The sequence below is a fragment of the Citrobacter koseri ATCC BAA-895 genome (genome assembly GCF_000018045.1).
GTDB classification, from domain to species: Bacteria; Pseudomonadota; Gammaproteobacteria; order Enterobacterales; family Enterobacteriaceae; genus Citrobacter_B; species Citrobacter_B koseri.
Window position 1 is genome coordinate 3420864 of the sequence record NC_009792.1, and the last position, 21992, is coordinate 3442855.

Here is a 21992-nt window from a genome sequence, read left to right on the forward strand (position 1 = left end):
AAAATCGAACACGTCAAATTTCCCTCACATCCGTAAGACTATACTGTTGTACCTATAAAGGAGCAGTGGAAACGCGTTCGCAACCCGCATCAATCAGGAGTTCAATCTGATGGTGTACGGGGACGAAATAACAACAATCTGGAGGAATGTCGTGCAAACCTTTCAAGCCGATCTTGCCATTATAGGCGCCGGTGGCGCGGGATTACGTGCTGCAATAGCTGCCGCGCAGGCGAATCCTAACGCTAAAATCGCACTGATCTCAAAAGTGTACCCGATGCGCAGCCACACCGTTGCTGCCGAAGGGGGTTCAGCCGCTGTCGCCCAGGATCATGACAGCTTTGACTACCATTTTCACGATACGGTAGCGGGCGGAGACTGGCTGTGTGAACAGGATGTCGTGGATTACTTTGTCCACCATTGTCCAACTGAAATGACGCAACTTGAGCAATGGGGTTGCCCGTGGAGCCGCCGCCCGGACGGCAGCGTCAACGTACGTCGTTTCGGCGGTATGAAAATTGAGCGTACCTGGTTTGCCGCGGATAAAACCGGCTTCCATATGCTGCATACCCTGTTCCAGACCTCTTTGCAGTTCCCACAAATCCAACGCTTTGATGAACACTTCGTCCTGGATATCCTGGTCGATGACGGTCATGCCCGTGGCCTCGTGGCCATGAACATGATGGAAGGCACGCTTGTGCAGATCCGCGCCAACGCGGTGGTGATGGCTACCGGCGGCGCAGGCCGCGTGTATCGCTACAACACCAACGGCGGCATCGTGACCGGCGACGGTATGGGCATGGCGCTGGGCCACGGCGTACCGCTGCGTGATATGGAATTCGTTCAGTATCACCCGACCGGTCTGCCGGGTTCCGGTATCCTGATGACCGAAGGCTGCCGTGGTGAAGGCGGTATTCTGGTCAACAAAAATGGCTACCGCTATTTGCAGGATTACGGCATGGGCCCGGAAACACCGCTTGGCGAGCCGAAAAACAAATACATGGAACTGGGGCCGCGCGACAAAGTGTCTCAGGCGTTCTGGCACGAATGGCGCAAAGGCAACACCATTTCCACGCCGCGTGGCGATGTGGTTCACCTCGACCTGCGCCATCTGGGCGAGAAAAAACTGCTCGAACGTTTACCGTTCATCTGCGAACTGGCGAAAGCCTACGTGGGTGTCGATCCGGTTAAAGAGCCGATTCCGGTTCGTCCGACCGCGCACTACACCATGGGCGGCATCGAAACCGATCAGAATTGCGAAACCCGCATTAAAGGTCTGTTTGCCGTTGGCGAGTGCTCCTCCGTAGGTCTGCACGGCGCTAACCGTCTGGGTTCTAACTCTCTGGCGGAACTGGTGGTCTTTGGCCGTCTGGCGGGCGAACAAGCAATGGAACGCGCCTCAACCGCAGGCACGGCTAACGACGCCGCGCTTGACGCGCAGGTTGCGGGCGTTGAACAACGTCTGAAAGACCTCGTTAACCAGGAAGGCAACGAGAACTGGGCGAAAATCCGCGATGAAATGGGCCTGTCGATGGAAGAAGGTTGCGGTATCTACCGTACGCCGGAACTCATGCAGAAAACCGTGGATAAGCTGGCGGAGTTGCAGGAACGCTTCAAACGTGTTCGTATCACCGATACCTCCAGCGTATTCAACACCGACCTGCTGTACACCATCGAGCTGGGTCATGGTCTGAACGTAGCGGAATGTATGGCGCACTCCGCGCTGGCACGTAAAGAATCACGCGGCGCTCACCAACGTCTGGACGAAGGCTGCACCGAGCGTGACGACGTCAACTTCCTCAAACATACCCTCGCCTTCCGCGATGCTGATGGCACAACTCGCCTGGAATACAGCGACGTGAAAATCACCACTCTGCCACCGGCAAAACGTGTGTATGGCGCTGAAGCGGAAGCCGCCGATAAGAAGGAGAAGGCGTAATGTCTGAGATGAAAAACCTGAAAATTGAGGTGGTGCGCTATAACCCGGAAACCGACACCGCGCCGCACAGTGCTTTCTACGAAGTGCCTTACGATGAAGCGACGTCGCTGCTGGATGCGTTAGGCTACATCAAAGATAACCTGGCGCCAGACCTGAGCTACCGCTGGTCCTGCCGTATGGCAATCTGCGGTTCTTGCGGCATGATGGTCAACAACGTGCCAAAACTGGCGTGCAAAACCTTCCTGCGTGATTACACCAAGGGTATGAAGGTTGAAGCCCTGGGGAACTTCCCGATCGAACGCGATCTGGTCGTCGATATGACGCACTTTATCGAGAGCCTGGAAGCGATCAAGCCGTACATCATCGGCAACCCGCGTACGCCGGATCAGGGGCCAAACACCCAGACCCCGGCGCAGATGGCGAAGTATCACCAGTTCTCCGGTTGCATCAACTGTGGTCTGTGCTACGCCGCGTGCCCGCAATTCGGCCTGAACCCTGAGTTCATCGGCCCGGCTGCGATCACGCTGGCGCATCGTTATAACGAAGACAGCCGCGACCACGGTAAGAAGGAGCGTATGGCGCAGTTAAACGGTCAGAACGGCGTATGGACCTGTACCTTCGTGGGCTACTGCTCCGAAGTCTGTCCGAAACACGTCGATCCGGCTGCGGCCATTCAGCAGGGTAAAGTGGAAAGTTCGAAAGACTTTCTTATCGCCACCCTGAAACCACGCTAAGGAGTGCAACATGACGACTAAACGCAAAGCCTATGTGCGGCCAATGACGTCCACCTGGTGGAAAAAACTGCCGTTTTATCGCTTTTACATGCTGCGCGAAGGCACGGCGGTTCCGGCAGTCTGGTTCAGCATTGAACTGATCTTCGGCCTGTTTGCCCTCAAACATGGCGCGGAATCCTGGATGGGCTTCGTTGGCTTCCTGCAAAACCCGGTAGTGGTGATCTTAAACCTGATCGCCCTGGCGGCAGCCTTGCTGCACACCAAAACCTGGTTTGAGCTGGCGCCAAAAGCCGCCAACATCATTGTTAAAGACGAAAAAATGGGGCCAGAGCCAATCATTAAAGGTCTCTGGGTTGTTACTGCGGTTGTCACCGTAGTCATACTGTATGTTGCCCTGTACTGGTAAGGAGTCCGGGATGATTAATCCAAATCCAAAACGCTCTGACGAACCCGTATTCTGGGGCCTGTTCGGTGCAGGTGGTATGTGGGGCGCGATTATTGCGCCGGTAATGGTTCTGTTGGTGGGTATTCTGCTGCCGCTGGGACTTTTCCCGGGCGATGCGCTGAGCTATGAACGCGTACTGGCGTTCGCCCAGAGCTTCATTGGCCGCGCGTTCCTGTTCCTGATGATCGTCCTGCCGCTGTGGTGCGGTTTACACCGTATGCACCATGCGATGCATGACCTGAAAATCCATGTGCCAAGCGGCAAATGGGTATTCTACGGTCTGGCGGCGATTCTGACCGTTGTCACGGCAATCGGCATCCTCACAATCTAAGCCATACGCCCTCTTATCTGCACGATAAGAGGGCGTTTTTTTATTTCCCCTTCTCCCTTATTTTTCTCGCCAGGTTCTACACTTAGAAAAAACCGCTAAGGAAAATCCCATGCGCCTGCTGCCTGTCGTTGCCGCCGTTACCGCTGCGTTTCTGGTCGTCGCGTGTAGCACGCCTGTCCCGCCCAGGGGCGTTACCGTTGTCACTGACTTTGATGCCAGACGCTACACTGGCACCTGGTATGAAATCGCGCGTTTCGATCACCGCTTTGAAAGTGGTCTTGAAAAAGTGACGACAACCTACAGTCTGCGGGACGACGGTGGCCTGAACGTCCTCAACAAAGGCTACAACCCGGACAGGGGCATGTGGCAGAAAACAGAAGGGAAAGCCTGGTTTACGGGCGACCCCAGCCGCGCCGCGCTGAAAGTATCGTTCTTCGGCCCTTTCTACGGCGGGTATAACGTCATTGCGATCGACAGAGAGTACCGCCATGCGCTGGTGTGCGGCCCGGATCGCGACTACCTGTGGATACTCTCACGCACGCCGACGCTCTCCGAAGAGATGAAGCAGCAGATGCTGGCCGTCGCGACCCGGGAAGGGTTTGATGTCAGTAAATTAATCTGGGTAAAACAACCCGGAGCTTAACGCTTTTCCCGGAGGATTAGTGAGCGCTGAGCTTCAGCCCAATAATCCCCGCTACGATCAGCGCAAGGCTCGCCAGACGCGCAGGACTGGCGGATTCGCCAAGCAGCAAAATACCGGTGATGGCCGCCCCTACCGCGCCAATACCCGTCCAGACCGCATAGGCAGTACCGACAGGCAGGGTTTTCATCGCCCATGACAACAGCGCCATACTGACAATCATCGCTGCAATGGTAATGACGCTGGGCGTCAGGCGACTGAATCCGTGGGTATATTTCAGGCCAACCGCCCAAACGACTTCAAGCAGACCCGCAATGAACAAAATTATCCAGGACATATCTGGCTCCAGAAAAATGGGGCCGTCCCCGGTGAAAGATACATTTGCAGGTCGTCCTGCAAAGCAGAGGTGTGAGAAAGCATTTTTGCCTGTGAAAAAATCAAATTCAACCCTTTTATTTTCCGCCGTTGCAAAAGCATGAATTGGGCGCAATTCGCAGCGCAGTTCACGCATTCGACGCTCATCGGACTTCTCTATGATGAGACGCTTTCTGAGGTCAGGAAGCCATCGCCTACTTCTGGATGCGGAAAGTTTATGTTAAAAATTTTAGTGATTGACCGCTGCCATTTCACCCGCACGGGGATAGAGGCCTGGCTTAATCATTCTGGCTTATTTGATTCTTCGTTCCTGGTATCAGGGTTGAATAACCTGCTACTGGCAAAAGAGCATATTTCCCAGTGGAAACCTCATCTGGTTATCGCTGACTTATATAGTTTTTTCAACTACAGCCACTCTTTTAAGCCAGCAGCGCCGCTCCTGATGGCCTGCGGAGCCACGCCTTTAATTTTGCTGCAATCAGGCGGCGTACAGTACCAGGCCGATAGCGACCCGCTGTATCAGGTTCATGCCGTAGTGTCGAAACAGGCCACGCTGCATGAGCTATCGCGGAATATTCAGGACGTGCTGCTTGCCCAGTCCGTTACTGACACGCCAAAAACCGCCACGCCGCTGCTTACGCCGCAGGAGGAAAAGGTGCTGACAATGTGGATGGAAGGTGCGGGAAACAACGCAATCGCGGCTGCGCTCGGTATTCACGGCAAAACGGTCTACACCTACAAACGCAATATCCGCATGAAATTGCATATGGATAATCGCTACTCGCCGTTTTTATCCTTACCGGAGCAAATCAATTAACGGTACGACGCCACGCCGTACCGTTCACATTTATTGCTGGGCTCTGGTCGCGGCGCCTGAAATGGCGCTGCCGCCTTCAGAGATATCCTGCCCAACGCCGCGTGTTGTATTACACGCAGTTAGCACGGAAGAAAGCACCAAAACAGAAAAGATCGCTGCAATTGTTTTCTTAACCATAACGTCTTCCTTTTCTAGCCAATGTTGTTTGTGTATAGCCACTTAAGCATAGACAAGATCCCGCAATGTGACGGGCGTTCGACGATTTTTTAAGACACCTGGAAATAATTAGCTGGCAGCGTGAGAGATAGAATTGCCGAGATGTTTGATGTCTTCACCAAAGCCACGCGCGGTATTACACCCCGTCAGCAACGCGCCGGTGAAAAGAATGAGTGCTACAAGACTGATAAGACGTTTCATCATTCCTGCCCTGGAAAAGGTATGGCGCAGCTCAATGCCGCACCATAAATTCAACTTAGCAAATTGCTGACAAACTCCACGTCTGTTTTACCGGATGGCGGTAATACCCATGCGTCACGCAGTCGCCGTAGGCCCGATAAACTTGCGCCATCGGGCATTTCAGACGTTGTCATCAATCTTAATGTCAGCGTCTTATTTAACGCGGGATACGTATTCGCCAGAGCGCGTATCCACTTTGATCACTTCGCCAATCTGGACGAACAGCGGAACTTTAACCACTGCGCCAGTAGACAGCGTAGCCGGTTTGCCGCCAGTACCTGCGGTATCGCCTTTCAGGCCGGGATCGGTATCTACGATTTCCAGTTCAACAAAGTTCGGCGGGGTCACGGTGATCGGCTGGCCGTTCCACAGGGTCACGATGCACTCAGCCTGATCCAGCAGCCATTTCGCGCTGTCGCCGATCGCTTTGGCGTCAGCAGACAGTTGTTCGAACGTTTCGTTGTTCATGAAGTGCCAGAACTCACCGTCGTTGTACAGGTAAGTCAGGTTCATATCGACAACATCAGCACCTTCAGCAGAGTCGGTGGATTTGAAGGTTTTCTCTACACGAGTGCCGGTCAGCAGGCGGCGCAGTTTAACGCGTGCGAATGCCTGGCCTTTACCCGGTTTAACGAATTCACTGGCTTCAACCGCATAAGGTTCGCCGTCCAACATGATTTTAAGACCAGCACGAAAATCGTTGCTATAGTACGTTGCCATAAGGCCCTCTGAAAATTGTTAACTGGTAGCTAAGCCACAAAATGGCGCATATTGTAACCCTAAATACCCCATCCAGAGAAGATTGGTTAGCGCAACTTGCCGATGTTGTGACCAATCCCGATGAACTACTGCATCTTTTGAATATAGACGCAGATGAAAAACTGTTGGCCGGACGCGACGCCAAACGCCTGTTCGCCCTGCGCGTACCGCGATCTTTCATCGCGCGTATGGAGAAAGGCAATCCCAACGATCCGCTTCTGCGTCAGGTACTTACCTCGCAGGACGAATTCGTAACCGCCCCCGGTTTTTCCACCGACCCGCTGGAAGAGCAGCACAGCGTCGTGCCCGGATTACTGCACAAATACCGCAACCGTGCGTTGCTGCTGGTAAAAGGCGGATGCGCGGTAAATTGCCGCTACTGCTTCCGTCGCCACTTCCCGTATGCGGATAATCAGGGCAACAAACGCAACTGGCAGGTCGCGCTGGACTACATCGCCGCACACCCTGAACTGGATGAGATCATCTTCTCCGGCGGCGATCCTTTGATGGCGAAAGATCACGAACTGGACTGGTTGCTTACGCAACTGGAAGCGATCCCGCACATCAAACGGCTGCGTATCCACAGTCGTTTGCCGATCGTGATCCCCGCGCGCATTACGGATGGGCTGGCAGCCCGCTTTGCGCGCTCTTCTCTGCAAATTCTGCTGGTGAATCACATCAACCACGCCAACGAAATTGACGACACGTTCCGTCAGGCCATGACGACGCTACGCAACGCGGGTGTTACCCTGCTCAACCAGAGCGTACTGCTACGCGGGGTGAACGATAACGCGCAAACGCTGGCAAACCTCAGCAATGCGCTGTTTGACGCCGGCGTCATGCCCTACTACCTGCATGTGCTGGATAAAGTTCAGGGCGCGGCGCATTTCATGGTGAGCGACGATGAAGCGCGGCGAATTATGCGTGAACTGCTGACGCGGGTATCCGGTTATATGGTGCCCAGACTGGCGCGTGAAATTGGCGGGGAGCCGAGCAAAACACCATTAGATTTGCAGTTACGCCAGCAATAATTGTTCAAACGAGTGTCCGGTTTCGGACACTCGCCCTTAAAATCGCTTATTTGAATCCGTTCATATAGCGCGACGCTTTCCATATTATGTTATTTTAATAACATAACACACCGAATATATTTCAAAATTATATATTGATTCAAATTAAGTTACCTGATTAATAATTGGTTAGGGAGAACCTTTATGGCGATGAGTATCAAAGGCGTTAATACAGGCGTTATTCGAAAAGCGAATGAGTTTATTGCGCTGGCATTAAAAATAAAAGAACCGAGGAATAAAGAGTCGTTGTTTTTTCTGACGGCGCTGGAATTAAGAGATCTGCTGTTCGCTCTGGAAAGCCGGCTGCACCAGAAGCATCATCTGTCCCCCAACGCTCGCCAACAATATGAAAAAGCACGGGATAGAGTCAGTAAAAAAATGCTTGAGAGCATTCCGGCCATTCAGGAAGAGGAACTCAAAAACGCAGATATTAATCGCCGGGTGAATACATTAACGCTGGTAGACGACCAGAGCGAAAACATCATGCTTTCTTTTACGCTGCATGACGGTAAAACATGTGAGCTGATGATTAATGAATTACAGATTGACGTTCTGGTGCGCGCAATTATTCGCGCTATAGATAATGCCGGTATGCGTGAGCTGGTGCTGCGTATTACATCACTACTGGATTTTCTGCCATTATATGATGCCGACTGTCTGGATAACGGTAATCTGGAATATGACGCCTACGCGCAACCTGAATGGAAGCACAATCTCTTCAGCCATTATCTGGCGGTGCTCTATCGTTATACCGATGAGACAGGTAAAACACATTTTAGCGGCGCCGTGGTGAAAAACCGCACCCCTTCTGGCAGCAAAGAGGCAGAGGCCATTTCACGCCGACTGCTTGATTTCAGCCCACGGCTGAAGAAGCTGGCCGGGAAACCGTGCCAGGTGTTTGTCAGAACGCTAACCGCTGATAAGACGCACAAACTCACTCAGGAGCAGTGCCTGCGCGCGTTGCATCATTTACGCGTGCAGTCGGTTGAGAAAGCGAAAAACGCCTGATGGCGCTGCGCTTATCCGGCCTACGACCACATGCGCCTGTATAGACCCACTGTATTACACAAAATCATTCAACCTGCATCGCCGCGGCAAGCAAAGAAATCCCCAGCAGCACAGATAACTATGTGACTGGGGTTTCACAGCGCAGCCAACAAAGAGGCAGGTTGAAGAATGAAGTGTAATCAGTTAGGGCACTTATAAACCTGACCGTTCATTTCACTGGCGGTCGGGACAAAGCTGGACAACATTCCCTGCGTTGGGCTGCTGACGCCATAAATCACATTTCCGCCCATTGCCGCGGCCTGGTTACGCAGGTCGTTCGCTGCACCACGCATGGAGCCGCCCTCTTCACCGTGCTGACCAGAAAGCCAGTTGCTTTGCTTACCGGTCGCAGTGCCGATCAACTGGCACTCTGCGCCAGGCTTGTCTTCCACAAAACGCACACTTTGCCCGGCAGCGGTCAGTTGGTTGCTGGAGCTACAACCCGCCATCAGCAGCGCAGCACCGACGATCCCTGCTAAATATTTTACGTGCATGTTATTCCCCATAATCAATGAGCTGGACGCCACTCACGTCGTCCATGTCTGAATCTTATACTAAAAAGATGACCAAAAGAAAAACCCCCGAACATTTCTGCCCGGGGGTTTCTAAATTCTGGGAGATGAGCCCCCAAATCATTCTGGTTGCAGGAAGGCGGCCAGTTTGTTAATCCCCAGAAGCTTACTCAAGTAAGTGACTGGGGTTAGCAAACGCAACCAACGCACCTGCGGCCTGAAGGATGCAGGGTGTGGGCAATTACATCATGCCGCCCATTCCACCCATACCGCCCATGCCACCGGCTGCGCCTAAGTCAGGAGCATCGCCTTTCGGCAGGTCAGTTACCATGCACTCGGTAGTGATCATCAGACCAGCCACGGATGCCGCGTACTGCAAAGCAGAACGGGTTACTTTGGTCGGGTCCAGGATACCCATATCGATCATGTTGCCGTATTCTTCGGTTGCTGCGTTGTAACCGTAGTTGCCGTCGCCGCTTTTAACGGTGTTAGCCACAACAGACGGTTCTTCGCCGCAGTTCAGCACGATCTGACGCAGCGGGGATTCCATTGCGCGCAGCGCAACTTTGATACCCACGTTCTGGTCTTCGTTCTGGCCTTTGAGTTCCGCAATTTTAGACGCGACGCGAATCAGCGCAACGCCACCACCGGCAACTACGCCTTCTTCAACCGCAGCACGGGTCGCGTGCAGGGCATCTTCAACGCGTGCTTTTTTCTCTTTCATTTCAACTTCGGTCGCAGCGCCAACTTTGATAACCGCAACACCGCCTGCCAGTTTCGCTACGCGCTCTTGCAGTTTTTCACGGTCGTAATCGGAAGTGGCTTCTTCGATCTGCTGACGGATCTGAGTGACACGGCCCTGGATCGCAGACTCTTCACCCACGCCATCAATGATGGTGGTGGTGTCTTTGTTGATCACAACGCGTTTTGCCTGACCCAGGTCTTCCAGGGTAGATTTTTCCAGCTCCATACCGATCTCTTCAGAGATAACAGTACCACCGGTCAGGGTTGCGATATCTTGCAGCATCGCTTTACGACGATCACCGAAGCCCGGCGCTTTAACCGCCGCCACTTTCACGATGCCGCGCATGGTGTTAACCACCAGCGTAGCCAGCGCTTCGCCTTCCACATCTTCAGCGATGATCAGCAGCGGTTTGCCTGCTTTCGCAACGGCTTCCAGAACCGGCAGCATTTCGCGGATGTTAGAGATTTTCTTATCAGCCAGCAGGATGAACGGGCTTTCCAGTTCTACTGCGCCAGTTTCCGGCTTGTTGATGAAGTAAGGAGACAGGTAGCCACGGTCGAACTGCATACCTTCAACCACGTCCAGCTCATCCTGCAAACCGGTACCGTCTTCAACGGTGATCACGCCTTCTTTACCGACTTTGTCCATCGCTTCAGCGATCAGTTTACCTACGGTTTCGTCGGAGTTAGCGGAGATAGTACCAACCTGAGCAATGGCTTTAGAATCAGAGCACGGTACGGACAGGGTTTTCAGTTCTTCAACCGCAGCAGCAACCGCTTTGTCGATACCACGTTTCAGATCCATCGGGTTCATGCCCGCAGCAACGGCTTTCAGACCTTCAGTGATGATGGACTGAGCCAGTACGGTCGCGGTGGTGGTGCCGTCGCCTGCCGCGTCGTTCGCTTTAGAGGCAACTTCTTTCACCATCTGCGCGCCCATGTTTTCGAACTTGTCTTCCAGCTCGATTTCACGCGCTACGGAAACACCATCTTTAGTGATGGTCGGCGCACCGAAAGATTTATCCAGAACCACGTTACGGCCTTTCGGACCGAGGGTCACTTTCACTGCGTCTGCCAGTACGTTTACGCCGCGCAGCATTTTCACACGAGCGTCGTTACCGAATTTTACGTCTTTAGCTGCCATTTTCTCTTTCCCTTAAATTCGTATGTTCAGTGTCGTTCGCGGATTACGCTTCAACAATTGCCAGAATGTCGCTTTCAGACATGATCAACACTTCTTCATTGTCGATCTTCTCAGATTTCACACCATAGCCATCGTTGAAAATAACGATGTCGCCAACCTTAACGTCCAGCGGCTGCACAGTACCGTTATCCAGGATGCGACCCTTACCGACAGCGATGATTTCGCCACGCGTTGATTTACCCGCTGCGGAACCGGTCAGAACAATGCCGCCAGCAGATTTGGATTCAACTTCTTTACGTTTGACGATCACACGATCATGTAACGGACGAATACTCATTGATAGCTCTCCTTTGAGAAAGTCTTTATCAGTTATGGGTGACGCCGGCCCGTGAACGGTTTCCCGGCTAGTGACCAGAGAGATGGGGATGGGTTTTTGCCCCTTCAAGGGGGCAGATGAAAAAAAATTCTTATCAGCAGAAAATCGCGCGAAAACGGTAGGTCACCTCACATTTCATAACGATTTAAGGCGGCCCGTCATAAGTAAATCCGATTGTGTTACCATCGAAAATCTGCGCAGTTGCCCAAAAATTGGGCGTAACCGGATAGTGACTCATGAGTGGACTAAAACAAGAGCTGGGACTGGCTCAGGGCGTGGGCCTGTTGTCGACATCACTGTTAGGAACCGGCGTCTTTGCCGTCCCGGCGCTGGCCGCGCTGGTGGCGGGCAATAACAGCCTGTGGGCCTGGCCTGCGCTCATCGTTTTAGTCTTTCCTGTGGCGATTGTTTTTGCCATCCTGGGGCGTCATTTCCCCAGTGCGGGCGGCGTGGCGTATTTTGTCGGGATGGCGTTTGGTTCGCGAATGGCGCGCGTCACCGGATGGCTGTTCCTGTCGGTCATCCCCGTCGGCCTGCCAGCGGCGCTGCATATCGCCGCCGGATTCGGTCAGGCGATGTTTGGCTGGCACGGCTGGCAGCTTTTACTGGCGGAATTCGGCACGCTGGCGCTGGTGTGGTTCATTGGCTCTCGCGGCGCCAGTTCCAGCGCCAACCTGCAAACGATCATTGCCGGGCTGATTGTGGCGCTGATTGTCGCTATCTGGTGGGCGGGCGATCTCAAGCCGAACCAAATTCCATTCCCTGCCCCTGCGGATATTGAGCTGCCCGCCCTGTTCGCCGCGCTGTCGGTTATGTTCTGGTGCTTTGTCGGCCTTGAAGCGTTCGCCCATCTGGCATCGGAATTTAAAAACCCTGAACGCGATTTCCCGCGCGCGCTGATGATCGGCCTGCTGCTGGCTGGCTCCGTTTATTGGGCGTGTACGGTGGCGGTTCTGCATTTTGACGCCTACGGCGCGCAAATGGCAGCAGCGGCGTCGCTCCCTGACATCGTCGTGCGATTATTTGGCGTACAGGCGCTGTGGGTCGCCTGCATTATTGGTTATCTGGCCTGCTTCGCCAGCCTGAATATCTATATCCAGAGTTTCGCCCGCCTTGTCTGGTCACAGGCGCAGGACAAGCCAGACCATTACCTGGCGCGCCTTTCTGCCCGCCGCGTTCCCCGCAATGCGCTGAACGCCGTACTGGGCTGTTGCGTACTCAGCACATTGTGCATTTACATCCTTGAGATCAATCTCGACGCGCTGATCGTCTATGCCAACGGCATTTTCATTATGATCTACTTGCTGTGTATGCTGGCCGGGTGTCGGTTGCTGGCAGGACGCTATCGCGCGCTGGCGGTGACTGGCGCTCTGCTGTGTCTGTTATTGCTGGCGATGGTGGGATGGAAGTGCCTGTACGCGTTGATTATGCTGACGGCGCTGTGGCTGTTTTTACCCCGCAGGTTGGCTAAGCGTCAGCATTCGTAGGCCCGGTAAGCGTAGCGCCACCGGGCATTTATGCCGGATGGCGCCGCTGAAGCGGTTTATCCGGCCTACGGTTCAACGTTTGATTTAATCCTTGCGGTCGTCTTTATGATCTAAACGGTCACGCTCGTCATCTTTACGCTGAAACTCACCGTCAAACGTCTCGCCGCCGCCCGTTCCGGCGCTAAAACCGCCGCCGGGCATACGGGAAAAACGCAAATGCGGCAGCAACTTCATGGTCAGGTGTTTCTGCACGGGCGGCAATAAAAGAAGCAGCCCCAGGAAGTCGGTGAAGAAGCCGGGCAGCACCAGCAGCAGGCCCGCGATGATCAGCGACACGCTCTTGATCATCTCCGCCGCCGGACTTTCGCCAGCCGCCATTTTCTGCTGCATCAACAAAAAGTTCTTGAAACCCTGGTTTCGCACCAGCGACATACCAATGACCGAGGTGAAAATCACCAGGATCAGCGTCATCAGGACGCCCAGCACATGGGCAACCTGGATAAAAATAGAAATCTCAATGTAAACATAGAGAAAGATGGCAATAAACGGTATCCAGCGCAAAGGACTCTCCTGTAAATGACAGCCGTTTTCATCACGTCTGTCTGATATGGGTGCGCGATTCACATGCGTCAGATGTTGAGACGGTTAGCAAAATTTCAAGCTGTTTGTACACTTATTTTTAGTGGTAATCCCAAAGCGGTGACCTATTTCACAAAATAATAAATAAGGGGTAACTTCCCACACTTTAAGTGATCCAGGTTACGGTAGAAATCCTGAAGCAGAATATGATCTCGAGTATCAGACCGATGCAGGGGATAATCGTCGGTCAGGAAACATTCGAAACCACATATATCCTGTGTGTTTATGTAATTATTGGCAGCTTGAAAAAGAAGGTTCACATGTTAAACAACATTCGTATCGAAGAAGATTTGTTGGGTACCAGGGAAGTTCCAGCGGATGCCTACTATGGTGTTCACACTCTGAGAGCGATTGAAAACTTCTACATTAGCAATAACAAAATCAGCGATATCCCTGAATTTGTACGCGGTATGGTAATGGTGAAAAAGGCAGCGGCCCTGGCCAACAAAGAGCTGCAAACCATCCCTAAAAGTGTGGCCAACGCCATCATTGCCGCATGTGATGAAGTCCTGAATAACGGCAAATGCATGGACCAGTTCCCGGTAGACGTTTACCAGGGCGGTGCAGGTACTTCCGTCAACATGAATACCAACGAAGTGCTGGCCAATATCGGGCTGGAGCTGATGGGTCATCAGAAAGGTGAATATCAGTACCTGAACCCGAACGACCATGTGAATAAATGTCAGTCCACCAACGACGCCTATCCGACTGGTTTCCGTGTTGCCGTTTACGCGTCTATCGTCAAACTCATTGATGCAATCAATCAGTTGCGTGAAGGCTTCGAGCGTAAAGCCGTTGAGTTCCAGGACATCCTGAAAATGGGCCGTACCCAGTTGCAGGATGCTGTACCGATGACTCTCGGCCAGGAATTCCGCGCTTTCAGCGTACTGCTGAAAGAAGAAGTGAAAAGCATTGAACGTACTGCTGAGCTGCTGCTGGAAGTTAACCTCGGCGCGACGGCAATCGGTACTGGCCTGAACACCCCGAAAGAATACTCTCCGCTGGCGGTGCAGAAACTGGCTGAAGTCACTGGCTTTGCCTGCGTACCGGCAGAAGACCTGATTGAAGCAACGTCCGACTGCGGCGCTTATGTCATGGTACACAGCGCGCTGAAACGCCTGGCTGTGAAGATGTCCAAAATCTGTAACGACCTGCGTTTGCTCTCCTCAGGCCCACGCGCGGGTCTGAACGAGATCAACCTGCCGGAACTACAGGCGGGCTCTTCTATCATGCCAGCGAAAGTAAACCCGGTAGTACCGGAAGTTGTTAACCAGGTATGCTTCAAAGTCATCGGTAACGACACCACCGTAACGATGGCAGCCGAAGCAGGCCAGTTGCAGCTGAACGTAATGGAGCCGGTTATCGGCCAGGCGATGTTCGAATCTATCCACATTCTGAGCAATGCCTGCTACAACCTGCTGGAAAAATGCATTAACGGCATTACCGCAAACAAAGAAGTGTGCGAAGGATACGTTTATAACTCCATCGGCATCGTCACCTACCTCAACCCGTTCATCGGCCACCACAACGGCGACATCGTTGGTAAGATTTGCGCCGAGACCGGTAAGAGCGTCCGTGAAGTGGTGCTGGAGCGCGGCCTGTTGACTGAAGCAGAGCTGGACGATATTTTCTCCGCACAGAACCTGATGCACCCGGCTTACAAAGCAAAACGTTATACTGATGAAAGCGAACAGTAATCGTACAGGGTAGTAACACAGGAGGCACGTCAGATGACGTGCCTTTTTTCTTGTCATAAGTTACCAAATAACAACAATTTAATATCAACTTGTTAAACAACAAGGAAGGCTAATATGATAGTTTTAGAACTTATCATCGTTTTGCTGGCAATCTTTTTGGGTGCCAGACTTGGGGGCATCGGTATTGGATTTGCAGGTGGGCTTGGCGTTCTGGTTCTTGCAGCCATCGGCGTTAAACCAGGGAATATCCCGTTCGATGTTATTTCCATCATCATGGCGGTTATCGCTGCCATCTCCGCAATGCAGGTTGCGGGCGGTCTGGACTATCTGGTTAACCAGACGGAAAAACTGCTGCGCAAAAACCCGAAATACATCACGATCCTTGCACCGATCGTCACTTATTTCCTGACTATCTTTGCCGGTACTGGCAACATCTCTCTGGCAACCCTGCCGGTTATCGCTGAAGTGGCGAAGGAGCAAGGCATCAAACCTTGCCGTCCGCTCTCCACGGCGGTGGTTTCCGCACAGATTGCGATCACCGCATCGCCTATCTCTGCGGCGGTTGTGTACATGTCTTCCGTCATGGAAGGTCATGGCATCAGCTATATTCACCTGTTGTCCGTGGTGATTCCGTCCACTCTGCTGGCGGTACTGGTGATGTCCTTCCTGGTCACAATGCTGTTTAACTCTAAACTTTCTGACGACCCGGTTTACCGCAAACGTCTGGAGGAAGGGCTGATCGAGCTGCGCGGCGAAAAGCAAATTGAAATCAAACCGATGGCAAAAACCTCGGTCTGGCTGTTCCTGCTGGGCGTTGTCTGCGTCGTGGTTTATGCCATCGTCAACAGTCCAAGCCTCGGCCTGGTCGCAACACCGCTGATGAACACCACCAACGCGATTCTGATCATCATGCTGAGCGTCGCGACGCTGACGACCATCGTCTGCCGTGTCGAAACGGACTCCATCCTGAACTCCAGTACCTTTAAAGCGGGCATGAGCGCCTGTATCTGTATTCTGGGCGTAGCATGGTTGGGCGATACTTTCGTTTCTCACAACATCGACTGGATCAAAGACACTGCGGGTAGCGTGATTCAAGGCCATCCGTGGCTGCTGGCCGTCATCTTCTTCTTTGCTTCCGCTCTGCTGTACTCTCAGGCAGCCACAGCGAAAGCGTTGATGCCAATGGCGCTGGCGCTGAACGTCTCTCCGCTGACCGCTGTCGCGTCTTTCGCTGCGGTTTCCGGCCTGTTCATTCTGCCGACCTACCCAACGCTGGTCGCTGCGGTTCAGATGGATGACACCGGTACAACCCGTATCGGTAAATTCGTCTTTAACCACCCGTTCTTTATCCCAGGTACGCTGGGTGTTGCCCTTGCCGTTTGCTTCGGCTTCCTGCTGGGCAGCGTCATGCTGTAAGTTCTCCTCGCGGGGCGTATACGCGCCCCGCTTTCTTACCTCCGCTTTGACTAACATCCCGCCGCCTTCCGTTGTATAGTGACCACACTCTTGCTGCTCTTTCTGTTCTTTCGAGGTGTTTATGCTTGATGATAATAGTCAGGATATCTCCATCCCCGAGGCCGTCGTGGTGCTCTGTACCGCGCCGGATGAAGCGACAGCCCAGGATCTGGCCGCTAAGGTGCTGGCGGAAAAACTGGCCGCCTGCGCCACGTTACTGCCGGGCGCGACATCCTTGTATTACTGGGAGGGCAAACTGGAGCAGGAATACGAAGTGCAGATGATTTTAAAAACCACCGTTTCGCACCAACAAGCGCTTCTTGAATGCCTGAAGTCTCATCACCCGTATCAAACGCCTGAACTTCTGGTTTTACCCGTCACTCACGGAGACACTGATTACCTCTCATGGCTCAACGCATCCTTACGCTGATCCTGCTGCTGTGTAGCACATCCGCCTTCGCCGGATTATTTGACGCACCAGGCCGCTCGCAGTTTGTCCCTGCTGACCAGGCTTTTTCCTTTGATTTTCAGCAGAATCAACATGACCTGAACCTCTCCTGGCAGGTGAAAGACGGCTACTATCTTTACCGCAAACAGATAAGCATCACCCCCTCTCAGGCTGAAATTGCCGAAGTCCGGCTCCCGGCGGGCGTCTGGCATGAAGATGAGTTTTATGGCAAAAGCGAAATCTACCGCAAGCGCTTAAACATTCCGCTCATCGTTAACCAGGCCGCATCCGGCGCGACGTTAACCGTGACGTATCAGGGCTGTGCTGACGCAGGCTTCTGCTATCCGCCGGAAACCAAGACCGTGCCGTTAAGCGAAGTAAGCGCCAGCACGGTGGCTAAATCCACGCCGTCGCCGGTCGCGGCGCAAACGGAAGAGACGCCGCAACCTGCCGCCCGGCTGCCTTTCTCCGCGCTGTGGGCATTGCTGATTGGTATCGGGATCGCCTTTACGCCCTGCGTCCTGCCGATGTATCCGCTGATTTCCGGCATTGTACTCGGCGGTAAACAACGCCTCTCAACCGGACGCGCGCTGCTGCTGACCTTTATCTACGTACAGGGTATGGCGCTCACCTACACCGCGCTGGGGCTGGTTGTGGCCGCTGCCGGGCTACAGTTCCAGGCGGCGCTCCAGCACCCTTATGTGCTAATCGGCCTTGCGCTGGTCTTCACGCTGCTGGCGCTGTCAATGTTCGGACTGTTCACGCTACAGCTGCCTTCTTCACTGCAAACTCGCCTCACGTTGATGAGTAACCGTCAGCAGGGCGGTTCTCCTGGCGGCGTATTTGTCATGGGCGCGATTGCCGGGCTTATCTGCTCGCCATGCACCACCGCGCCGCTGAGCGCCATTTTGCTGTACATCGCCCAGAGCGGGAACATGTGGCTTGGCGGTGGAACGCTGTATCTCTACGCGCTGGGCATGGGGCTGCCGCTGATTCTGATCACCGTGTTTGGCAACCGTCTGCTACCGAAAAGCGGCCCGTGGATGGAACACGTCAAAACCGCTTTTGGCTTTGTGATCCTCGCGCTGCCGGTCTTTTTGCTGGAGCGGGTAATCGGCGACGAGTGGGGGCTGCGTCTGTGGTCGCTGCTGGGCGTCGCCTTCTTCGGCTGGGCGTTTATTACCAGCCTGCACGCCAGACGCAGCGGGATGCGCATTGTGCAAATCATCCTGCTGGCGGCGGCGCTGGTCAGCGTACGCCCGTTACAGGACTGGGCGTTTGGCGCAACAACCGCCCAGACGCAGGCGCACCTGAACTTCAAGCCGATTACGACAGTCGATGCGTTAAATCAGGCGCTGGCAGAGGCAAAAGGAAAGCCGATAATGCTGGATCTCTACGCCGACTGGTGCGTCGCCTGTAAAGAGTTTGAGAAGTACACCTTCAGCGATCCGCAGGTTCAGCAGACGCTGGGCGACACCGTGCTGCTACAGGCTAATGTCACCGCCAACAATGCGCAGGATGTCGCCTTGCTCAGGCACCTGAATGTGCTGGGTTTACCGACAATCCTGTTTTTTGATGCGCAAGGCCATGAGCACCCGAATGCGCGAGTGACGGGCTTTATGGATGCGACGACCTTTAGCGCACATTTGCGCGATCGCCAACCGTGAGCGACACTTTCTGTGGGAAAGACGGAGGAGAATACCGTGCAACGTGAAGATGTCCTGGGAGAAGCCCTGAAATTACTTGAGGTTCAAGGGATAGCAAACACCACGCTTGAAATGGTGGCAGAACGCATTGATTATCCGCTTGATGAGTTACAGCGCTTCTGGCCCGATAAAGAGGCTATTCTGTACGACGCCCTGCGTTATCTGAGTCAACAGGTAGACATCTGGCGTCGCCAGCTTTTGCTTGATGAAACCCTTACCGCAGAACAAAAACTGCTGGCGCGCTATAACGCGCTTTCGGAGTGCGTGAGCAACAACCGCTATCCTGGTTGTCTGTTTATTGCTGCCTGTACGTTTTATCCCGATCCTGCCCACCCTATTCACCAACTGGCCGATCAGCAAAAACGGGCGGCGCATGACTTCACCCACGAACTGCTGACAACGCTCGAAATTGACGACCCAGCGATGGTGGCGAAACAGATGGAACTGGTGCTGGAAGGTTGCCTCAGCCGAATGCTGGTCAATCGCAGCCAGGCTGATGTGGATACCGCCCACCGTCTGGCGGAGGATATACTGCGCTTTGCCCGCTGCCGTCAGGGCGGCGCGTTGACGTAATTAGAGCCAATTTTGCGCTTTTTGCGTGAAAAGCAGGCAGTCAGCTGTCTTTTGTCATTTTTTTCATGGAAAGCCGTTGACGCCTGCGCCCCTTTACGGTTTAATGCGCCCCGTTGCCCGGATAGCTCAGTCGGTAGAGCAGGGGATTGAAAATCCCCGTGTCCTTGGTTCGATTCCGAGTCCGGGCACCACTATTTAAAGAAACCAGCCCGTAGGCTGGTTTTTTGCTTTCTGGCGTTCCGGTAGATTTCTGGTCATTGCAGGACGTTATTTGCTTGCTGGATTTCTCGCCATTTTCTTAGATGTTCGTTGCATTTAAAGACATATATACCCTCTGACAAGCCTATCTCTTACTTCCAGCTACGGTCAGCTACGGTTCTTTTCATTTCTAACTGTTCATAATGATGCAAAAGCACGAGGAAAACGGGGGAATCTGACAACATGCGCCCTCCACTAGTCATATGGGGGTCTTCACAAGTCCGTCCACCTGCAACATACACTTCTTTCCCTTTCACTTCTTACCATTACCAGAATCCCCCGCCCTCCACGCCATCATAAAATGATTTATCAGTAGTAATACTACTTGAGCTGAACGTATTGCATTATTAAACCTGAGTATCCGCTCTGAGCGAAAAGCGGACCACATTATCTGAAGAAAGGCATCACTGATAATGTCGGGACAGCTCATAATAAAAATGTATAACTTTTCTTTTCATCGACGATTAAGAAGGGATTTTAATGGTTTCGGTTGAGGAAATAAAAATGAAGTATCCAGGCGTAGATGCCTGGCAAATGGGTGACAGCCCGGAACTGGCTAGCGAGCTTGCGGACCTGATCAAAAAAGGGATCAAAACGGCCTCTTGCGGATCTTTTGCCTCTTACCAGCAGGAGGAATCTGCCCCGAGGATTGGGAGTTATAGCATTATCCTTGATGGCCAGAATGTTCCGGTCTGCGTGATCAGACTGGTTTCAATGCGACTGGTGCGTTTTTGTGATGTGACTGAGGCGTTCGCCCGTAAAGAAGGTGAAGGCGATTTAAGCCTTGAATACTGGCAGAAAGAGCATCAGCGGTTTTTCACCCGCGAAGGTCATTTTTCTGAAGATATGGAGTTGATCGCAGAAGAGTTTGAAGTGGTTGAAATGCTGTAAGACGAGATAAACGGCTGATGTTTTATCAATTGCCATTTATAACAACGTCTCCTCCTGGCACAGAGCTGCCTGTCAGATTAGATTAAACTCTGTATTGTGACAAAGCCAGATCAAGTCTGAGCTAATACCTATGAAGAGTGTATACAGGCTTCGCACCGCAGCAAACCGTTCTGACTTAATGGTAGATATCAAAGCGAGAAAGATTGAAAGACATATACAAACTGAAGAAAACCTGCAACCCCGGTAAAAATGAACTGTGTGAAAGAGTGAAATAGCCTCTTGAAATAACAATACACCGCACACGCCGAAAAAAATCAGTCCATTGAGAATAATATATTTATGTAGAATCTTATGTGGTTCATTCACCTTATCTTTTCGCCATTCAATTACCCTTAAGTTAAATTAATCATATTACCATATGATAACTACAGCGATAGTCCCGTCATTACGGATATGTAATTCATCTACGAGATCAAAAAACAAATTAGTTCTGCATATGACTAATTATTCATTTGTGACTCTACATAAATTTAAGAACATATCATTATTTTTAACTACACCTGGTTATTTCCTGAAGAAAAAGCTATTATTCGGCAGATTTTAATCCATTAGAAGAGAGTCAGGTATAAGCGGAATGTCGGCAAAATAAAGGATAACAGGTGATATGAAAAATAATAATGGACTAGAGAAACGCAGGTTTATGACACAAAATGAAATCAATTTAATTCTTAATGCTGTTAGTACAGGAACCTATGCAGTGCGTAATCGCTGTCTGGTTTTGCTGTGTTTTATTCATGGGTTAAGGGCAAGCGAAATATGTCGTCTGCGTATCTCAGATATTGACCTTAAGGATAAATGTATACATATTTACCGATTAAAAAAAGGATTCTCAACTACCCATCCCTTACTGGAAGAGGAAATTCGTTCGATAAAGTCCTGGCTGAAAATTCGCCTTACAAGCCAACATTCAGAAACTGAATGGTTGTTTTTATCACGTAAAGGCAATCCCCTTTCCAGACAGCAATTTTATCAGATAATCGCCAGGGCCGGGAAGAAAGCAAAACTTGCAATTTGTGCCCACCCGCATATGCTTCGCCATTCCTGTGGATTTGCTCTGGCAAATATGGGAATAGATACCCGCCTGATTCAGGATTACCTTGGCCATCGCAATATTCGTCATACTGTCTGGTATACTGCCAGTAACGCTGGTCGTTTTTATGGCATCTGGAATAAAACAAAAAACAGAGATGTCTGTAGCAGACTGTAAGGAAAGAAAAATATAGACAGTAAATAAGTCTGAATAAAGCTATGTGCCATGGATGGCACTGTAATAGTCGCATTGGCTGTATGGTTATCTATTTTATGTTTCTGCACTATATCCTGTGTTATTTTTTCTGACCAGTATAATTGACACCTCTGACATAGTCTGAATAGTTATTCCCCCGCTGAATA

General features: G+C 52.2%; 24 protein-coding genes and 1 tRNA gene. 17 read left to right on the forward strand and 8 right to left on the reverse strand.

What is annotated here, in order from left to right:
- Positions 1-151 precede the first annotated feature (151 nt).
- From frdA to CKO_RS15745, 5 genes are all read left to right on the forward strand, one after another.
- Complete coding sequence (frdA, locus tag CKO_RS15725; RefSeq protein WP_024130799.1) at positions 152-1936, forward strand: fumarate reductase (quinol) flavoprotein subunit; 1785 nt, start codon at positions 152-154, stop codon at positions 1934-1936.
- On the forward strand, positions 1936-2670 hold the full coding sequence (gene frdB, locus CKO_RS15730; protein ID WP_012134453.1) for a fumarate reductase iron-sulfur protein: 735 nt from the start codon (positions 1936-1938) through the stop codon (positions 2668-2670). The genes frdA and frdB overlap by 1 nt, the downstream gene beginning before the upstream one ends.
- A 10-nt stretch (positions 2671-2680) precedes the next feature.
- Positions 2681-3076 (forward strand): fumarate reductase subunit FrdC, encoded by a 396-nt coding sequence (frdC, locus tag CKO_RS15735; protein WP_012134454.1) that lies wholly within the window; start codon positions 2681-2683, stop codon positions 3074-3076.
- A 10-nt stretch (positions 3077-3086) separates the two neighbouring features.
- Positions 3087-3446: a fumarate reductase subunit FrdD gene (gene frdD, locus CKO_RS15740; protein ID WP_012134455.1), complete on the forward strand. Its 360-nt coding sequence runs from the start codon at positions 3087-3089 to the stop codon at positions 3444-3446.
- Between the two features lie 109 nt (positions 3447-3555).
- Positions 3556-4089, forward strand: coding sequence for a lipocalin family protein (locus tag CKO_RS15745; RefSeq protein WP_012134456.1), 534 nt, complete (start codon positions 3556-3558; stop codon positions 4087-4089).
- 16 nt (positions 4090-4105) lie between these two features.
- Here the strand turns inward: CKO_RS15745 and sugE are convergent, their stop codons facing one another.
- Positions 4106-4423 carry a quaternary ammonium compound efflux SMR transporter SugE gene (sugE, locus tag CKO_RS15750; protein WP_012134457.1) on the reverse strand — a complete coding sequence of 106 codons (318 nt, stop codon included), beginning with the start codon at positions 4421-4423 and terminating at the stop codon, positions 4106-4108.
- Positions 4424-4678: 255 nt separating this feature from the next.
- Between sugE and CKO_RS15755 the strand changes: the two genes are divergently transcribed.
- Positions 4679-5278, forward strand: coding sequence for a LuxR C-terminal-related transcriptional regulator (locus CKO_RS15755; protein ID WP_024130800.1), 600 nt, complete (start codon positions 4679-4681; stop codon positions 5276-5278).
- Between the two features lie 30 nt (positions 5279-5308).
- On the opposite strand, the gene ecnB is transcribed toward CKO_RS15755, so the two are convergent.
- From ecnB to efp, 3 genes are all read right to left on the reverse strand, one after another.
- Complete coding sequence (gene ecnB / locus CKO_RS15760) at positions 5309-5455, reverse strand: lipoprotein toxin entericidin B (RefSeq protein ID WP_024130801.1); 147 nt, start codon at positions 5453-5455, stop codon at positions 5309-5311.
- A gap of 108 nt (positions 5456-5563) precedes the next feature.
- Positions 5564-5698, reverse strand: a complete 135-nt coding sequence (gene ecnA, locus CKO_RS15765) for a lipoprotein antitoxin entericidin A (protein ID WP_024130802.1) — start codon at positions 5696-5698, stop codon at positions 5564-5566.
- A gap of 189 nt (positions 5699-5887) precedes the next feature.
- A complete protein-coding gene (gene efp / locus CKO_RS15770) occupies positions 5888-6454 on the reverse strand; it encodes an elongation factor P (protein WP_012134461.1) in 567 nt (188 codons plus the stop codon).
- Between the two features lie 41 nt (positions 6455-6495).
- On the opposite strand from efp, the gene epmB reads away from it, so the two are divergent.
- On the forward strand, positions 6496-7524 hold the full coding sequence (epmB, locus tag CKO_RS15775; protein WP_012134462.1) for an EF-P beta-lysylation protein EpmB: 1029 nt from the start codon (positions 6496-6498) through the stop codon (positions 7522-7524).
- A 183-nt stretch (positions 7525-7707) separates the two neighbouring features.
- Positions 7708-8571 carry a YjeJ family protein gene (locus tag CKO_RS15780; RefSeq protein ID WP_012134463.1) on the forward strand — a complete coding sequence of 288 codons (864 nt, stop codon included), beginning with the start codon at positions 7708-7710 and terminating at the stop codon, positions 8569-8571.
- 179 nt (positions 8572-8750) lie between these two features.
- On the opposite strand, the gene CKO_RS15785 is transcribed toward CKO_RS15780, so the two are convergent.
- The 3 genes from CKO_RS15785 to CKO_RS15795 all read right to left on the reverse strand — a co-directional run bounded on the left by CKO_RS15785 (position 8751) and on the right by CKO_RS15795 (position 11347).
- Positions 8751-9104: a DUF4156 domain-containing protein gene (locus CKO_RS15785; RefSeq protein ID WP_024130803.1), complete on the reverse strand. Its 354-nt coding sequence runs from the start codon at positions 9102-9104 to the stop codon at positions 8751-8753.
- 259 nt (positions 9105-9363) lie between these two features.
- Entirely contained in the window at positions 9364-11010 is a 1647-nt protein-coding gene (gene groL / locus CKO_RS15790) for a chaperonin GroEL (RefSeq protein ID WP_012134466.1), read from the reverse strand.
- 43 nt (positions 11011-11053) lie between these two features.
- Positions 11054-11347, reverse strand: a complete 294-nt coding sequence (locus CKO_RS15795; protein WP_000027827.1) for a co-chaperone GroES — start codon at positions 11345-11347, stop codon at positions 11054-11056.
- 275 nt (positions 11348-11622) lie between these two features.
- Here CKO_RS15795 and yjeH point away from each other — a divergent pair, with 275 nt between their 5' ends.
- Positions 11623-12873: an L-methionine/branched-chain amino acid transporter gene (yjeH, locus tag CKO_RS15800; protein ID WP_012134468.1), complete on the forward strand. Its 1251-nt coding sequence runs from the start codon at positions 11623-11625 to the stop codon at positions 12871-12873.
- Positions 12874-12957: 84 nt separating this feature from the next.
- Here yjeH and CKO_RS15805 read toward each other — a convergent pair whose 3' ends face one another.
- Entirely contained in the window at positions 12958-13434 is a 477-nt protein-coding gene (locus CKO_RS15805; RefSeq protein WP_012134469.1) for an FxsA family protein, read from the reverse strand.
- A 338-nt stretch (positions 13435-13772) separates the two neighbouring features.
- Here CKO_RS15805 and aspA point away from each other — a divergent pair, with 338 nt between their 5' ends.
- From aspA to CKO_RS15850, 8 genes are all read left to right on the forward strand, one after another.
- Positions 13773-15209 (forward strand): aspartate ammonia-lyase, encoded by a 1437-nt coding sequence (aspA, locus tag CKO_RS15815; RefSeq protein WP_024130804.1) that lies wholly within the window; start codon positions 13773-13775, stop codon positions 15207-15209.
- Positions 15210-15323: 114 nt separating this feature from the next.
- Positions 15324-16625, forward strand: coding sequence for an anaerobic C4-dicarboxylate transporter DcuA (dcuA, locus tag CKO_RS15820; protein ID WP_012134471.1), 1302 nt, complete (start codon positions 15324-15326; stop codon positions 16623-16625).
- 121 nt (positions 16626-16746) lie between these two features.
- On the forward strand, positions 16747-17094 hold the full coding sequence (gene cutA / locus CKO_RS15825; protein WP_012134473.1) for a divalent cation tolerance protein CutA: 348 nt from the start codon (positions 16747-16749) through the stop codon (positions 17092-17094).
- Positions 17070-18779, forward strand: a complete 1710-nt coding sequence (locus tag CKO_RS15830) for a protein-disulfide reductase DsbD (protein ID WP_012134474.1) — start codon at positions 17070-17072, stop codon at positions 18777-18779. The genes cutA and CKO_RS15830 overlap by 25 nt, the downstream gene beginning before the upstream one ends.
- Before the next feature lie 36 nt (positions 18780-18815).
- On the forward strand, positions 18816-19391 hold the full coding sequence (locus CKO_RS15835) for a transcriptional regulator (RefSeq protein WP_024130805.1): 576 nt from the start codon (positions 18816-18818) through the stop codon (positions 19389-19391).
- 115 nt (positions 19392-19506) lie between these two features.
- Positions 19507-19582: transfer RNA gene (locus CKO_RS15840), tRNA-Phe, on the forward strand.
- Positions 19583-20129: 547 nt separating this feature from the next.
- A complete protein-coding gene (locus CKO_RS15845; RefSeq protein WP_012134476.1) occupies positions 20130-20540 on the forward strand; it encodes an ASCH domain-containing protein in 411 nt (136 codons plus the stop codon).
- A 664-nt stretch (positions 20541-21204) separates the two neighbouring features.
- Positions 21205-21807, forward strand: a complete 603-nt coding sequence (locus CKO_RS15850; protein WP_012134478.1) for a tyrosine-type DNA invertase — start codon at positions 21205-21207, stop codon at positions 21805-21807.
- Positions 21808-21992: the final 185 nt, after the last annotated feature.

Coding starts and splice junctions, on each gene's coding strand:
- frdB (WP_012134453.1), top strand. CDS start 1,936: ATGTCTGAGATGAAAAACCTGAAAATTGAGGTGGTGCGCTATAACCCG.
- frdC (WP_012134454.1), top strand. CDS start 2,681: ATGACGACTAAACGCAAAGCCTATGTGCGGCCAATGACGTCCACCTGG.
- frdD (WP_012134455.1), top strand. CDS start 3,087: ATGATTAATCCAAATCCAAAACGCTCTGACGAACCCGTATTCTGGGGC.
- CKO_RS15745 (WP_012134456.1), top strand. CDS start 3,556: ATGCGCCTGCTGCCTGTCGTTGCCGCCGTTACCGCTGCGTTTCTGGTC.
- sugE (WP_012134457.1), bottom strand. CDS start 4,423: ATGTCCTGGATAATTTTGTTCATTGCGGGTCTGCTTGAAGTCGTTTGG.
- CKO_RS15755 (WP_024130800.1), top strand. CDS start 4,679: ATGTTAAAAATTTTAGTGATTGACCGCTGCCATTTCACCCGCACGGGG.
- ecnB (WP_024130801.1), bottom strand. CDS start 5,455: ATGGTTAAGAAAACAATTGCAGCGATCTTTTCTGTTTTGGTGCTTTCT.
- ecnA (WP_024130802.1), bottom strand. CDS start 5,698: ATGATGAAACGTCTTATCAGTCTTGTAGCACTCATTCTTTTCACCGGC.
- efp (WP_012134461.1), bottom strand. CDS start 6,454: ATGGCAACGTACTATAGCAACGATTTTCGTGCTGGTCTTAAAATCATG.
- epmB (WP_012134462.1), top strand. CDS start 6,496: ATGGCGCATATTGTAACCCTAAATACCCCATCCAGAGAAGATTGGTTA.
- CKO_RS15780 (WP_012134463.1), top strand. CDS start 7,708: ATGGCGATGAGTATCAAAGGCGTTAATACAGGCGTTATTCGAAAAGCG.
- CKO_RS15785 (WP_024130803.1), bottom strand. CDS start 9,104: ATGCACGTAAAATATTTAGCAGGGATCGTCGGTGCTGCGCTGCTGATG.
- groL (WP_012134466.1), bottom strand. CDS start 11,010: ATGGCAGCTAAAGACGTAAAATTCGGTAACGACGCTCGTGTGAAAATG.
- CKO_RS15795 (WP_000027827.1), bottom strand. CDS start 11,347: ATGAGTATTCGTCCGTTACATGATCGTGTGATCGTCAAACGTAAAGAA.
- yjeH (WP_012134468.1), top strand. CDS start 11,623: ATGAGTGGACTAAAACAAGAGCTGGGACTGGCTCAGGGCGTGGGCCTG.
- aspA (WP_024130804.1), top strand. CDS start 13,773: ATGTTAAACAACATTCGTATCGAAGAAGATTTGTTGGGTACCAGGGAA.
- dcuA (WP_012134471.1), top strand. CDS start 15,324: ATGATAGTTTTAGAACTTATCATCGTTTTGCTGGCAATCTTTTTGGGT.
- cutA (WP_012134473.1), top strand. CDS start 16,747: ATGCTTGATGATAATAGTCAGGATATCTCCATCCCCGAGGCCGTCGTG.
- CKO_RS15830 (WP_012134474.1), top strand. CDS start 17,070: ATGGCTCAACGCATCCTTACGCTGATCCTGCTGCTGTGTAGCACATCC.
- CKO_RS15845 (WP_012134476.1), top strand. CDS start 20,130: ATGGTTTCGGTTGAGGAAATAAAAATGAAGTATCCAGGCGTAGATGCC.
- CKO_RS15850 (WP_012134478.1), top strand. CDS start 21,205: ATGAAAAATAATAATGGACTAGAGAAACGCAGGTTTATGACACAAAAT.